The organism is Paenibacillus paludis, from assembly GCF_042610515.1.
Classification (GTDB): domain Bacteria; phylum Bacillota; class Bacilli; order Paenibacillales; family Paenibacillaceae; genus Paenibacillus_AQ.
Genome location: NZ_JBGJZP010000003.1, coordinates 293729 through 308100 on the forward strand (window position 1 = coordinate 293729; position 14372 = coordinate 308100).

The 14372-nt window shown below is 48.0% G+C and carries 14 protein-coding genes; 11 read left to right on the plus strand and 3 right to left on the minus strand.

Translation table 11 applies throughout. From position 1 onward, the window contains the following. Positions 1–113 precede the first annotated feature (113 nt). Positions 114–878, plus strand: coding sequence for an exodeoxyribonuclease III (locus ACAN56_RS07925; RefSeq protein WP_379142062.1), 765 nt, complete (start codon positions 114–116; stop codon positions 876–878). A gap of 89 nt (positions 879–967) precedes the next feature. Here the strand turns inward: ACAN56_RS07925 and ACAN56_RS07930 are convergent, their stop codons facing one another. Further along, entirely contained in the window at positions 968–2104 is a 1137-nt protein-coding gene (locus ACAN56_RS07930) for a VanZ family protein (protein ID WP_379141797.1), read from the minus strand. A 186-nt stretch (positions 2105–2290) separates the two neighbouring features. Between ACAN56_RS07930 and ACAN56_RS07935 the strand changes: the two genes are divergently transcribed. The 6 genes from ACAN56_RS07935 to ACAN56_RS07960 all read left to right on the plus strand — a co-directional run bounded on the left by ACAN56_RS07935 (position 2291) and on the right by ACAN56_RS07960 (position 7108). Next, positions 2291–2641: a hypothetical protein gene (locus ACAN56_RS07935; RefSeq protein ID WP_379141799.1), complete on the plus strand. Its 351-nt coding sequence runs from the start codon at positions 2291–2293 to the stop codon at positions 2639–2641. Positions 2642–2786: 145 nt separating this feature from the next. Next, positions 2787–3278 (plus strand): sigma-70 family RNA polymerase sigma factor, encoded by a 492-nt coding sequence (locus ACAN56_RS07940; RefSeq protein ID WP_379141802.1) that lies wholly within the window; start codon positions 2787–2789, stop codon positions 3276–3278. Further along, on the plus strand, positions 3268–3921 hold the full coding sequence (locus ACAN56_RS07945) for a hypothetical protein (RefSeq protein ID WP_379141804.1): 654 nt from the start codon (positions 3268–3270) through the stop codon (positions 3919–3921). Before ACAN56_RS07940 ends, ACAN56_RS07945 begins: the two co-directional genes overlap by 11 nt. A gap of 111 nt (positions 3922–4032) precedes the next feature. Continuing rightward, complete coding sequence (locus tag ACAN56_RS07950; protein WP_379141806.1) at positions 4033–5265, plus strand: aminopeptidase; 1233 nt, start codon at positions 4033–4035, stop codon at positions 5263–5265. A 174-nt stretch (positions 5266–5439) separates the two neighbouring features. After that, positions 5440–5970, plus strand: coding sequence for a sigma-70 family RNA polymerase sigma factor (locus ACAN56_RS07955; protein WP_379141808.1), 531 nt, complete (start codon positions 5440–5442; stop codon positions 5968–5970). Then, the gene (locus ACAN56_RS07960; RefSeq protein WP_379141810.1) at positions 5960–7108 is read left to right on the plus strand and encodes a DUF4179 domain-containing protein; all 1149 of its coding nucleotides are present in this window, start codon (positions 5960–5962) and stop codon (positions 7106–7108) included. Before ACAN56_RS07955 ends, ACAN56_RS07960 begins: the two co-directional genes overlap by 11 nt. Before the next feature lie 373 nt (positions 7109–7481). On the opposite strand, the gene ACAN56_RS07965 is transcribed toward ACAN56_RS07960, so the two are convergent. After that, a complete protein-coding gene (locus ACAN56_RS07965) occupies positions 7482–8024 on the minus strand; it encodes a GNAT family N-acetyltransferase (protein ID WP_379141813.1) in 543 nt (180 codons plus the stop codon). A gap of 3 nt (positions 8025–8027) precedes the next feature. Further along, positions 8028–8588 carry a GNAT family N-acetyltransferase gene (locus ACAN56_RS07970; protein ID WP_379141815.1) on the minus strand — a complete coding sequence of 187 codons (561 nt, stop codon included), beginning with the start codon at positions 8586–8588 and terminating at the stop codon, positions 8028–8030. 252 nt (positions 8589–8840) lie between these two features. Between ACAN56_RS07970 and ACAN56_RS07975 the strand changes: the two genes are divergently transcribed. From ACAN56_RS07975 to ACAN56_RS07990, 4 genes are all read left to right on the plus strand, one after another. Then, a complete protein-coding gene (locus tag ACAN56_RS07975; protein ID WP_379141818.1) occupies positions 8841–9176 on the plus strand; it encodes an antibiotic biosynthesis monooxygenase in 336 nt (111 codons plus the stop codon). Positions 9177–9335: 159 nt separating this feature from the next. After that, a complete protein-coding gene (locus tag ACAN56_RS07980; protein WP_379141820.1) occupies positions 9336–10478 on the plus strand; it encodes an amidohydrolase family protein in 1143 nt (380 codons plus the stop codon). Positions 10479–10491: 13 nt separating this feature from the next. After that, entirely contained in the window at positions 10492–11508 is a 1017-nt protein-coding gene (locus ACAN56_RS07985) for a LacI family DNA-binding transcriptional regulator (protein ID WP_379142065.1), read from the plus strand. 185 nt (positions 11509–11693) lie between these two features. Continuing rightward, entirely contained in the window at positions 11694–13877 is a 2184-nt protein-coding gene (locus ACAN56_RS07990; RefSeq protein WP_379141822.1) for a serine hydrolase domain-containing protein, read from the plus strand. The last annotated feature ends 495 nt before the right edge of the window (positions 13878–14372 follow it).

The window sequence follows — 14372 nt, forward strand, 5'->3', positions numbered from 1 at the left end:
TAGTAGATTGGAAGAAGCAAGCCCAGTTATTGTATCACGCATAGCAACTCTAAACAGCTTATAATATGTTACACTGGGGATAATTCTAGTGAAATGTAAGGAGAATGACGATGATAAAGCTGGTGTCCTGGAATGTAAACGGTCTGAGAGCTTGTGTGAACAAAGGCTTTAACGATTTCTTTAAGGAAAGCGGCGCAGACATCTTCTGTGTGCAGGAAACAAAGCTGCAGGAGGGACAAATTGTCATGGAGCAGGGTGAGGAATATATGCAATATTGGAATTATGCCCTTAAGAAGGGGTATTCGGGAACGGCGGTCTTTACCAGAATCAAACCGCTTTCCGTACGATATGGAATAGAGGATGATTCAGAGCCGGAAGGCCGGATTATTACTTTGGAATTTGCCGGTTTCTATCTCGTGAATGTATATACTCCGAATGCCAAACGGGATTTGACCCGTCTGGAATATAGAATGGAATGGGAGGACCGGTTCCGCAATTATCTGCTGGCGCTGGATCAGCATAAACCGGTTGTAGTCTGCGGTGACCTCAACGTCGCCCATCAGGATATTGATTTGAAAAATGCGAAATCCAACCGGGGGAATTCAGGATTTACCGATGAAGAGCGCGGTAAAATGACGACATTGCTTGACTCAGGTTTTGTGGATACCTTTAGATATTTTTACCCTGACACAGAAGGGGCCTATAGCTGGTGGTCCTATATGCCGAAGATCAGAGAGCGCAATGTCGGCTGGCGGATTGATTATTTTCTGGCTTCATCACGGATGGCTCCGCAGCTGGTGGAGGCCGGTATCGAGTGTAATGTCCTCGGCAGCGACCATTGTCCGGTGGTGCTGACGATTAAGGAACTGGATTCCTAGTTTTTAAATTACTTTCAAAATGCAAAGAGGCCGTGCGTCCCCGGTAAGTGGGGAACATGGCCTCTTATGTTATCCATGAAAAAACTCTCTTAATTGACAACTGAATTTGTAACATCCTTAGCGGATTCCTGCGTCTTCTCCGGCCATGTAATTACGTTGCAAGTCTGGCTTATGTTCTCATAGAATAACACTCGTTTTTTCTTAAAGATTCCGATAAATAGATGAATACTAAATGCCATGTCCCCCAGTAATACAGCAATACGAACAACTGTTGCTAGGGCAGAGGTCAGACCGTCGAGCTGAGAAGAAACAAGAATTAGGCGGTTCATTCCAATCAGTAGCCCATACAGCAGCAAGTATCTGGTGATCAGCATCCACAGCCGGAGCCGTTCCCTTTGAGTGCTTATACGGATGCGCACGATCCATTTGCCAAGTGTTCTTCCTCCGGCCAGACAGGGCACGAGCAGACAGAAGACACTGGTTGATATCCAGAATGCTCCTGATACAGACAAGGCATTCAGCAGGGTGAGCCCAGTCAGCCATACGAATGCATCCAGCATAAAGGCGATGCTGCGGCGGGTGAAGGTGACTCTTTTGGCCGCCAGATCCTCGTGGTTGTCGAGCTGTTCGATCTTTGGGAGCAATCCTGAAATCCACAAGGCAATTCTGAATCCGATCATTCCGCCAAGCGTATTGGTGATCAGGTCGTCGACATCAAAGATACGGTAAGGATAATCAAATATACCGTAGATGCCGGTGATCTGGGTGATCTCGAACAGCAATGAGAGCGAGAAGGACAGCAGAATGCACACCATCCACCTGGTGCGGAAATAGTAGCCCAGGAACAAGCCGAAGGGAATCGTCAAGACGATATTGAACACGGTCTGAAGAAATGCAGGCTCGCGCAGCAATGCCAGATAGCTTGAGGGTTGCTGAGCGGAAAAATTGCCTTCTTTCAGAATCTCCTGAATAAATTGCAGTGGGATATGCTGAATTGTATTGCCCGAAGGGGGCAGGTTGTGCCGGGACGCCGGCATCGGCAGCATGATGAGATAAAAGGCGTTCAGCAGATAGAGCAGCAGCAAATAAAGAACAACTGCCCTGATCTTGTTGATATATCCATGCTTCCGGTATTGAACAATGAGAAAAGGCAGCGTGAAGAACAGCGCCGCTACAGGAAAGGTCATAAAGGCGTAAGAGATCGGAAATAGATACGATTGAAACATGGTTCACCTGCCATTTTGTTAGTTTACTGAGCTTACCCGCACTTGAACATACCCTTGCGGTTAGACGTTGCTTACTGGCGGAATCACTGCAGCAGAATCTATTTTATTATAGAAGTTTATGGAATAGGGCTCAACTTATTTATTGGCCTCATCCGGCATACATATGTTTGGAGAGGAGCGTGAGCAATGATGGAGAAGAAGGTTCAGCAGTATTATAAACTCAAAACAAAACAAAAGGAGCTTGAGAAGGAATTGGCCGAGCTGCGGCAGGACATTTTGTCCTACTGCAGTGAACGCGGGGAGACGGAGGCAGTGATTGGCAGCTACAAGGTTAAGCTTGTTACGCAGAACCGCAAGGAATATGATGATGAAAAGCTGTACAACACGTTGTCCGACCCGGAGGTTTGGCGTCTGCTCTCAAAGACCGATCCGGCAAAGGTGGCCAGTCTGACCAAACTGAATATCATTGCAGAAGAAAAGATTCAGCATACTTACGCTGTGAAGACCGTGACCTTGTTGCAGGTGGATAAACAATAGACACTGATGTTGCACGGGTTAATAGAACCCTTTGCCCTATCTATGAGAAGCAGACAGCGGCTCCTGCACGGGGCCGTTTTTTTTTGTGAAGAAGTGAAACATATTCGCTGGTTCCGGCGTGTTATCAGTGAAGGGGGGAGACGGATTGGAGAAACAATTGCCCTGCACTGAGAAATACATAAATGAAATGGTACGGAAACATTCGGACATGGTACTGCGGCTGGCCTTAGCCTATGTCAGGAATATGGCTGATGCGCAGGATATTTGCCAGGATGTTTTTATCAGACTGTTTCAGCATCATCCTGAGTTTGCAGATCCGGATCATGAACGCGCATGGATCATCAGAGTCACCATTAACCGGTGTAAGGACATGCTGCGAAGCCCATGGAAAAGGTACATTTCTGCTCTGGAAAGACCGGAATTGCCCATACCTGAAGCGGAGGAGAGGGAAGTGGTATCGGCAGTGCTGAAGCTTCCCGTCAAATACCGGATAGTCATTCATCTCTATTATTTCGAAAATTACAGCACGGCAGAGATCGCCGCAATGCTGCAGTATAAAGAAGGTACAGTCCGCACACAGCTGAAGCGTGCAAGAGAGCGGCTGAAAGCCGTAATGGGAGGGATGGATGATGAATAAATATGTGAATGGGATGAGGAAGATTACGGCTTCAACAGAGCTTGCAGAAGGGATAGTGAAGAAAGCCGTTCAGGAAAAAGCTGAATCGGATACAGGTAAGCCTGCACTAACCCGCCGTTATAGACTACAACCTGCCATTTCCATCATCGCCGCAGCGCTGGTTCTTCTTTCACTGCTTAGTTTGTTTCTGATCCAGAGTAACGGCCAGCGACAGCCGGGTCAACGCCCCTTCCTGTCAGACATCTTCGCGGTAACGGTGTACTCCGCAAACGGTGAGCCACAACAGGTACAGCCGGAAATTAAGTTCCCCATCGGGGACTATCGTGTGACCAACAGCAGGTCGCCGGGATTTCCGATACAGATCACGGCTGACGGCGCGGATGAAATCAGGCTGCAGACAACAGAGGGCAGTTTTCTTCGCTGGACTCCGCCGGATTATGTGGTGCATGAGCTCGGAACAGAGACGGCCATTGCATCCGGAGATACGATTTATTGGTCGCCATTACCCAGCAAGAATAGGGAGAGTGAACTGACTCTTACTGCCTACAGCAATCATACTGAAATTGGCAGGGCGCTTATTAGGATACAGTCTGACGAATCCGGTATTTACTCTGGTAAACTGGTGGGGAATGGGCAACAGTAGAGGTCAAATCATAAAGAATCGCAACGAGGATCATTTTGCGTTAAAATAACAAGAGCAGTTCGTTTGGATTTGTAGAACTACAGCAATCTTAGATATGGAGGAAAAGAAGTCATGAAGGATTTTGAAGTGATGCTGGAGAAATATGCGGACCTCGTTGTGAAGGTCGGAGTAAATGTACAGCCTGGACAAGTGCTGATGATCCATTCTCCCCTGGAGACAGCCGAGCTTACGCGCTTGATCGTTGGCAAAGCCTATGAGGCCGGTGCTAAATACGTCATGGTTGACTGGGATGATGAGGCGGTTACGCGCATCCGTTACGAAAAGGCTCCCGAAGACTCTTTTGGTTATTACCCGCAATGGCATGCGGATATGCTGGAGGGTTTTGCCGAAGAGGGTGGAGCTATCTTACATATTAAAGTACCCGATCCGGAGCTTTTCCGCGGCATTGATTCCTCGAAGGTGTCAACAGCCGTCAAGGCTGCTGCAGTAGCGCGGAAGAAATATCAGAACTATACCCGGAACAATAAAATCAGCTGGTCCCTCATCAAAGCGCCGACGCGCGCATGGGCGGATAAGGTATTTGCCGATCTTCCAGCAGAAAAACGAGTGGAAGCGATGTGGGAAGCGGTATTCCAGATGAACCGCGTAGGCACTGAGGACCCTGTTGCAGCCTGGCGGGAGCATATTGCCCTGCTGAAGCAAAGCCAGGACCGGATGAATGCCAAGCGCTACAAAAGCCTGCATTACCGCGCCCCCGGTACGGACCTGCATGTGGAACTGCCTGAAGGCCATTTGTGGCGCGGCGGCGGCGGGGAGAACGGTAGCGGCGTATACTTTGTAGCGAACATGCCTACGGAAGAAATCTACACGATGCCGCGTCGTACAGGCGTCAACGGCACAGTGGCCAGTACCCTTCCGTTGAATTTGAACGGGCGTCTAGTGGATGGCATCACCGTTACTTTTACAAACGGCAAGGTTACCGCATACGATGCCGAGTCCGGGCGTGAGCATCTGACTTCACTTCTGGAAACGGATGAAGGAGCTTCCTACCTGGGCGAAGTGGCCCTGGTGCAGCACGACTCGCCAATCTCCCGGATGAGCCGGGTATTCTATAATACAGGCATCGATGAGAATGCTTCCTGCCATTTTGCGCTGGGCAGTGCCTACCCTGTCAATATTGAAGGCGGCGTTGGACTAAGCAGCGAAGAATTGCTGGCGAAAGGCGCGAATGTAAGTTTGACGCATGTTGATTTCATGGTCGGCTCAGCTGAGCTTGATATCGACGGCGAACTGGCGGATGGTACCATTGAACCCGTGTTCCGCAAAGGAAACTGGGTGTTGTAACATACATTTATCTTAAAGTCGTAGTCCCGCTGAAAGGCTGGGGTTACGGCTTTTTTTTGTCAATTTTCACTTTACGGAATGAAGAAAAGGATAAATTACAATTTAAGAAAACTGTTTGCGTGTTCTCCCCGTCTTAACTATGTAAGGTAAGGGGGAGTAGGAGGAAAGATGACAATGTCCGGGGTAGAGATGAAGAGGGTTAGCAGTACAGTGTCGCGGGAAGAATCTGTGTTCTATGACACTGTGATAGAGCATAGCGAGCAGCTGTATCGTATAGCTTACAGTTATTTGGGCAACCGGAACGATGCGCTGGAAGCGGTACAGGAAATGACCTGCCGGGCGTGGATCAAGCGGAAAACGCTGAAAGATCCCAAGGCATTTAAATCTTGGATCATCCGGATTCTGATATATGTCTGCATAGATGCGCAGAGAAGACGCAAGCGCAGTGTTCCGACAGCGGACGAACAGATGCAGGAGCCCGTTACAATGCATAATACCAGCAGGATGGAAATGCTCTGGGCGCTTGAACAGGTGAAACCCAAGTACCGTCATGTGCTGCTGCTTAAATACTATAATGACATGACGTTGACAGAGATTGCGGAATTGTTGAACAAGCCGGAAGGGACAATCAAAACCTGGGAGCATAAAGGGCTTAAGCAGCTTAGGACGATTATCAGGAATCGGGGTGACTGGAATGATCAGTAACAAGGAAGAAGAGGAATTGCTGTCAAACGCGGTTCAGATGCACCAGCAGGTAGAAGTGGAATTGGAGCAGCAGAGCAGCGCGATAAGATTTGCGGTTCAAAAGGGGCTTGAGAGGGGTAAGCGAAAAAGCAAGATGGCTTTATTCTCCAGAAGCACATTCATGGGATTTGCCGCAGCTGCTGCGGTCGCCATTCTGCTGTTTGTCCTTCCTTATCTCGAGTCAGAGCCGCAAACGGCCCGGCTGTTGCAAACGATTGACTGGACAGGGCTGGAGGATTTCAAAGATCTTTCTTCATTTGATGTCGACGACGAAACCGTTTATTCCGCACTTAGAAACGGATATATTCAGAGGATCAACAAATCGGTGAGCAGCGAAGGCTTTACGGTGACCTTGAACGCCGTTACTGCGGACGAGAATAAGCTTATTATTCTATATACGGCTACCACAGATAACGCTCAGGAGATTCACAGTATTAATAGTGCAAAGCTTGAAGACAAGGCAACGAACAGTTATTTGAAAGATACGATGCGGGTGGCCAGCCATTTTAGGGGACCGGGTGTGAAGAGTTACAGTAAATTCATCGGGCGGAGCACGTTCGACCTCGACCGGAACAAGCCATTCCCTGAACAGCTGGAAGCGGATTTTAAAATTGCTTTGGTAGACCCTGGCATGATGGAGGACCCCAATTCGGAAATTGCTTATGAAGATGTACAATATTCTCCCAGTCTTAAAATCAGTTTTACTTTAGCTTCCAAGTTTAAGGAGCATCCAACCCAAACCGTATATCCGGACAAGACTTTTACACTGGAAGGGCAAGAGATAACGCTGACCCAGGTTGAATTCTCCCCCTTAATGACCCGGGTGAATTTGGCGTTGCAGGAGAACGAGCGTGATCAATGGCAAATTAGAGACAAATTGTTTGTGGCGATCAAGGGAACAGAAATTGCCTCTGAAACGAAAAAGGGTGTAGATCAGCTTCTCTCGTACTCCGGGGGCGGGACGGATGAGGGTTTTAGTTATCTGCTCAGCAGCAATCTTTTGGATAACCCAAGGTCTATGGAGCTGTTAATTAAGACTGGATCAGAGGAAGAGGGCCTATCGGAGATCAAGCTTAAGATTCCTGTAGTTAATCAATAACCTTTGCCTTGTACACACTGAAACTATATAGATTGAACTTGTGGTTTTAGATTTCAGGACCAGTCGCAACTACAGTGAATATTTGGACTTCCGGCCGCTGTTGTCTTCAAATTTCTTAATTTTAACCGCTATAGCGGTAGAAATCCGAAGACTGCTTATGCTTTCGATGCTAGCTTTCCTTCGGAAAGCTTTCAGGCGGACACTACCGTTCCTCCAGTTCCAAAATTCCCCTCCGTTGCTCCTTTCCCTTTTCTCAAGTTTTTAAGTTCAATCTATATAGTAATAAACAGGGTCAGCATAGTCGTGCTGACCCTGTTCCTTTTATCCCTGTAAATGAGAGGTATCATTGAATACTTGAGGGAGTGCTGCTGCCCTATAGATTAAGCTGGACCCAGTCTTTTTCAAGCATCGAATAGATCAGCTCATCACACCAGGTTTGATTGCAATATCTTGTCTCCCGGAGTACGCCATCTTTGATCATGCCCACACGGATCATCAGGTTCTCAGAGCGGACGTTATCAGCATTGGCATATGCTACGATTCGATGGGCCTGAAGAGATTCAAAGGCATAGCCGGTCATCAGCCTAACCGCTTCCGCAGCATAACCCTGCCGCCAATAATCCGGATGCAGCGCCCAGCCGATTTCCCATTCCCTGATTTCTGACCAGTTCAGCTTAAGGCTGATGCCACCTAAGGGTATGTTATCTGCAGTTCTGCAAATGATCAAATTGAAATGTTCACGGGGTGTGCACTGTGCATGTGATAAAGCTGCTTCAAAATCCTTTTGAATTTGTGCGGCATCCGGTCTGTGGTTCTCGAAACGGGTGGTCAGCTCATGGCCCTCCAATTCCCCGAAAAAAGTACGGTCGCTGTCGGTAAAATCCCTTAGCTGTATTCGCTCGCCTATAATTTCCATTCTCTATAGCTCCTGTCTGTCTCCATTATTAAATCTAAATACCATCTTAGGGCCGTCTACGGTCGTTTCAAGCTTCTCTTCATACTTGCCATTTGCATAGCCCGATACGGTCTTTCTCCAGAACTTCTGTCCGGTAATGTTCTTCTCCGAGGGATTGGTGTACAGCTCCCAGTTGCCTTTGAAAGACTCGAATACTTGCACCGCTGCCTGCCGGGCGTAACCTTGCCCTCTGAATGGCTGAAGGATAAAGAATTCATTTACGAAGTAGTTTACACCTTTGGCGCAATAAGGCGGGGTAGCGATGAATGCAAAGCCGGCAGGCACAGCACCCACTTTGATTAAAAAAGGATACAGGCATCCCGGTTTCTCCCACCAAACATTCTGCACCTCGTATTGATCGGCCAAAGTTCTGATTTCCTGGCTGTCTTCGAAGATGCCGTGCCTGTTAAGGGCAGATCCGCCCGTTAGTCCATAGTGACCGGATAAATCATGCAAGTATAAAGGATAGAGATTTTTAATTATATAAGCTTCATTTGTGTCCACAAGTTTGATCTGAACATTCATAACAGGCCAACTTTCTCCAGTAAAGGATGGGTGTAATTTATATCGAGTATATATTTGCCTGAAACCCCGTACAAGAGAGAGTTCAGTTAAAAAAGAAGTATGCACCTATTCAATATGAAAGACTGTTTTTCTATCCGACTGGAAATGATAACGATTATCAATTAGAATAAAACAGAGAGTTGAAACAAGAGAATATGCCAAGCAAAAGCAGCAGAGCTAGAGGCGCTTATGGCATCATAGGAGGAATAATTGATGTTTATCCAGACCAGATCCATCGTCATTGAGAAGGGGAACAGCGATAAAGTGATTGAAAAGTTCAGTGCACCGGGGGCGCTGGAGGAAATGGAAGGGCTCATTGATATCAGCGTTACGCTGAACAAGAAGAGCAAGGATAACGAGGAAGTCTTGCTCCTGATCCGCTGGGAATCAGAGGAAGCATGGAAGAATTGGGAGAAAGGTGATGCGCATATCCAGGGCCACCGCAACAGCAGGGGCCAAGAGAAACCGGCTTTTATCATCAGCACAACGGTAAATATGTATGAAGTACAGAAGATAAAAGAAGGCAAGGCCTACGGAAAACAAGTGTAGGATACAGACGGCCACGGTGGTTTACAAAAGAACCGCCTACGGCTGGTTTGACAGCTATGTCGGAAACGTTCCCGAAAACGACATTTACATATTATAGATATAGAATTATAATTATCGTAAATATCGGGAACGTTTCCGAAAATAAGGAGGTATCAGACCATGATGCGCAGAAATGTGGTGTGGCTGCTCAGCACTATTATTGTACTCGGAGCACTGGCTGGTTTGTATCTGCGGAATGAGCAAGCCAAAGATATAGCAGACCCTGTGTTGGAACAGACAATACAGTCCTCTATGCCCAATACAGCGGAGCCTGCCGCTGCAGAAGCCAGCATTGCTCCCGATCAGGCAGACAATCCGCTGACAGATTTAGTTGCCAAGTATAAGGACCTGGGTCTTATCGACGCCCATAATCATGATGCCAGTCTAATGAAGTATATGATTATGCTAAAGACTTGGAAAGATCATGGAGTGCAGCAAGTAGTCCTGTTTGGTGATGTGTCTGAGCCGAGTGCCGTTATTTCCGATAAGTTTGCATGGAAGGCTTATCAGGAGCACCCGGAGACTATTATTCCGTATTTCTGCGGATTTGACCTGCATCGCGTAGAGAGCCTGACGGTAGTGAGAAATAATCTGGAGCAGGGATATATGGGCATTGGCGAAATCGTTGCTGCCTCCACGATGTCACCGGTTGTATCCCGGGTGGCCTGGAAGGCCAATCATCCTCTCGATGGCTATCTTCCGCAAATCTATGATTTGGCCGCAGAATACAAGGTGCCGGTGCTGCTGCACATTGATCCGCCTAGCGGTAAGCCGGTTGAGAAGCTGGAGCAGGCACTGGAAGAGCATCCGGACACGATGATGATTTTTGCGCATATAAATGCCTACAATACACCGGAAGAGATTGAGCGGCTGCTTTCCGCACACCCCAATTTATATGCTGACTTTTTTGCCGGGTTCTCTGTTTATAATCCAGCTGGGGGAGGTGCGCCGGAACAATTCATTCCTGTCATGAAAAAGTTCCCCGACCGCTTTATGCTGAGCACAGACTCCGGGTATGGAATAGAGGGTGAAGAACAGGCGATAGCCGCGATGTACCAAATGCTTGAGCTGATTGAGGATCCTGTCCTTGCGCGGAAAATCGCTCATGACAATCTGGCCGCGCTCATTGAGCATCAACCCGCAACCAACACTCAGCGCGAAGCTCTGCGCAAGCTTGAGCAGGAAACCGGAAAGGACTATCATGTGGATACGCTCTTGAAGGTGGAGGCGGGTAAAATTTTGGCGGAAGCCGCAAAAGGATGAGATCAGCTTGGAAGTGACGATACAGCATATTGCGGAAAAGCTGGGCTTATCGGTCAGTACCGTATCCAGAGCGTTGAACGGCAGTTACGGTGTACATCCGAGAACCATAGCCCGCGTGCAAGAAGCGGCCCAGTCCCTTGGATACGTCCCCAATTTGGGTGCCAAGCAACTGGTCACCCGTAAAAGCAACCTGGTTGGTGTATTCATGCCGGAGATGGAAAAGGAGTCGATTCGTGAGTTCGACGATATTTTTGCCACCTTAAGAAAGGCCTTACGGCTCTACCAGAAGGAGATTCTAATTTTCTCAGTGCCCTTTACGGAGTATAAGCCCAACAGCTTAACCGAATGGGTTCGGATGAGAAATCTGGAAGGCTGTGTATTCATGCCACCCTTTGCCAAGAATCACCCGCTCATCAAGGAAGCGGTAAAGCTGCAGGTTCCCTCTGTAAATCTTGGCTCGGCTGTAGGACCACGCTGCTCACTGGTTGCTTCTGACGACCGGGAAGGCGGGAAAATAGCAGCCGCCTATTTGATTGGGCAAGGACATCGAAGAATCGGCTATATTACTGGCCCCCCGGATGTAAGCATATGCGAGGAACGCTACAAGGGCTTCAGCGAGATATTTTTAACCGAAACAGGGACTCTCCATGATTCCGCCCAACTGGAATATGGAGATTTTGGCGGGGAGAGCGGAGCGGTGGCAGTCCTGAAACTGTTGGCAAGGGCACCTGAGCTGACGGCGGTTTGCTGCGCAAATGACTTAATGGCAATGGGCGCGGTTATGGAGCTTGCCCGCAAAGGCATCTCCGTGCCTCAGGATATCTCTGTAATGGGCTATGATGGAGCATTTTTTACCGCATATAATAACCCGCCGCTGACTACAGTGCGGCATCAGTACGAACGCATGGGGACACTCGCTGCTGAAATGCTGCTTGAAGTGATGAACGGCGGAGCTGGCAGAACATTGAAACTTGTCCCGGAATTGATCTGCCGGGAATCGGTTAATGCTAACCAAATTTCAACGGATTAATAAATTGAATAGAAGAGCAGTCAGGTCATTTCAAGTCTGCTGCAATTGTTCAGAGAAAATAATGTATTAGACTGGCAAGCGTTTCATAAGCTAACGGGCAATTTTGCATAAATACTAATTTTTCATAAGTATATTAATATACTAAATTAGTACATGTATACCAAAATTAGGAAATGGGAGTTTAGATGATGAAAAGTCGATGGATAACTGTAGCTGTGCTATTTTTGTGTCTGCTTTTGCTGTTAACCGCCTGCAGCGACAACACACCAGTAGCTGAGATGCAGAACACAGCAGGGGCACTAAATACATCTGAGGTGATTGAGTCAAGTGCTGCTCCGATAACTGTGTCAACGGCGGAAGTGGACTCGCCTTCTAACAAAGCTGGACTCACCTACGACTTAACCATGAAAGCTGCCAAGGAGAAAGCCGAACTCCTCACGGCAGCTTACGATACGAACAGCGTGCAATACACCCTTATCGATCATGGCAACATCGTCATATCCGGCCAGTTCGGCAAGAATGACGAGCAGGGACAGAAGCCGCTCACGACAGACACGATGTACGGAATCGGCTCGACGAGTAAAATGTTTACCACGGTTGCCGTCATGCAGTTGGTTGACCAAGGGAAAATCGATCTCGATACACCGGTCGTCCATTATATTCCCGAGTTTAGGATGAAGGATGAACGCTATAAACAGATTACGCCGCGCATGCTACTGAATCATTCTTCCGGGCTGAACGGGTCGACGTTTACGAACGCCTATTTATTCGAAGATATAGATACCTACGCCCACGACACACTGCTGAAGCAACTAGCTGGTCAGACCTTAAAGGCGGACCCGGGCGCTTATTCGGTTTACTGCAATGACGGATTTACGCTAGCCGAGATTCTGATCGAGCGAGTCAGCGGCATGAACTTCACCCCTTATATCCATCGATATATTACGGAGCCTCTGGGTATGGTCAATACGAAGACGCCGCTCGATTCTCCGAACACAGCGAAGATGGCGGGGCTCTATTATCCTACCTATACAGGACAACTTCCGAACGAGACGCTCAACATGATCGGTGCAGGAGGTATCTATTCCACGGCGGAAGATTTGGCTCGATTCTCGCAAATTTTTACGGGAGAAGCGGAAGAAATATTGTCCGGCAAATCGACTACGGCTATGGTGCAAGAGGAGTACAAGACACCTTTATGGCCTGACGATGCGGACAACTCCTTAGAATACGGTCTCGGCTGGGACAGCGTCCATCTGTATCCCTTCAGCGAATATGGGATGAAGGCACTGACCAAAGGCGGTGACACGTCTCTCTATCACTCATCGCTCGTCGTGCTTCCTGAGCAGGACATGGCGGCAGCTGTTGTCACTTCCGGAGGGAGCAGCACGTACGATCAGCTTTTGGCGAACGAAATCTTGCTTCAGGCGCTGAAGGAGAAAGGGACAATTGCTGAATTCAAGCCTAAGAAATCATTCGGCACGCCGGTAAAGGCTGATATGCCGGAGTCCGTGATGCAGTATTCGGGAATCTATGGGGCAACCAGTACAACGACGAACATAGAGATTACCGAAGGCGGCGTCATGTCCGTTACTTCGGAGCAGCCATCCGATAATCCAGTCCAGAGCTACGAGTATTCGGTAGACGGTACATTCCGGAGTACGAACGGGAATACAATGATCAGCTTCGTGACGAAGGAGAATGGCCGCACCTACGTATGGGTTCGTAAATACGTTTCGTTGCCGGGTCTTGGGCAGACTGCTGTGTCAGAGTACAGCGCCGAGAAGCTCCAGCCCCAAGATCTTCCAGCAGAGACAACAGCGGCATGGATTCAGCGCGACGGCAAGAGGTACTATCTGCTGAATCAGAAGTATACGTCGCTCGCTTATTTGGTGTCGCCACAAACACACACTCAATTGAATTTGTCGAAACAATTGCCGGGATACGTGTTGGATAAGCGAATAACCGGCCCGAACACGGCCGTCACCGAATTGCAAATTCCGGGAATGAGCGGGCGGGATCTCTCAGGTCTTACTTTCTTTACCCAAGACGGCGTTGAGTACCTGAATATGGGTGGAATCATCTTAGTGAGCGAGGATGCCGTGAAGCCCCTTAACTTCGCTAAGAAGTCAATCGTTACGATTCCGCCCAGCGGATACGCCAGGTGGTATACGATAAGCGACAATGATGGGGGCAAGATCGTTAAGGTGAGCATGTCCCAGAACGCTTCTTTCGCTGTTTATGATGCCAAGGGAACATGCATCTATTTCAGTGTCATCGGAGGCAAGGATCCGGTCGTACTGCCCTTGGGAGGATCCATAGTTTTCGCCGGTAATGCCGGCACGAAGTTCGAAATTTCCGCTCAGTAACTTCGCAATAAGCATTTCATAACTGGCCAAGATATAGTCCTGCGTATAAGAAAGAAGATTCCTCAAGAAAAGTTGATGAAATTGAGATAAAAACCTACATAAAAAGTGCCTTGGTTCATCCCAATAGGTGAAGATTCAACTCCCTTGGAAATTAATTCTTGGCTGTTGCAAGGAAGACCGAAATACGGCGTACTTTCATCATCTGTGGTGCTGCGCTTGCGCTGCATGTGTGGCTAACGGGAAACGTTAGTTTAATAACAGCGGCAGTCTAATACTTTATTTTCACCGAACAGCAATACATTTAGGACGCGCTGAGTTTTGTACAGCGCGTCCTTTTTTGTAAACATTTATACAGCGGATTCCAGTATTTACTTTTTCAAAGCTGAGATTAATCCATATATTAACACTGCGTCCTTGAGTTGGCTGCGAAAAGTTGTTTTTTTTAGTAAGGCACTTGAAATCGCTAACACATGGATTTATAATAGGGCTATCGAA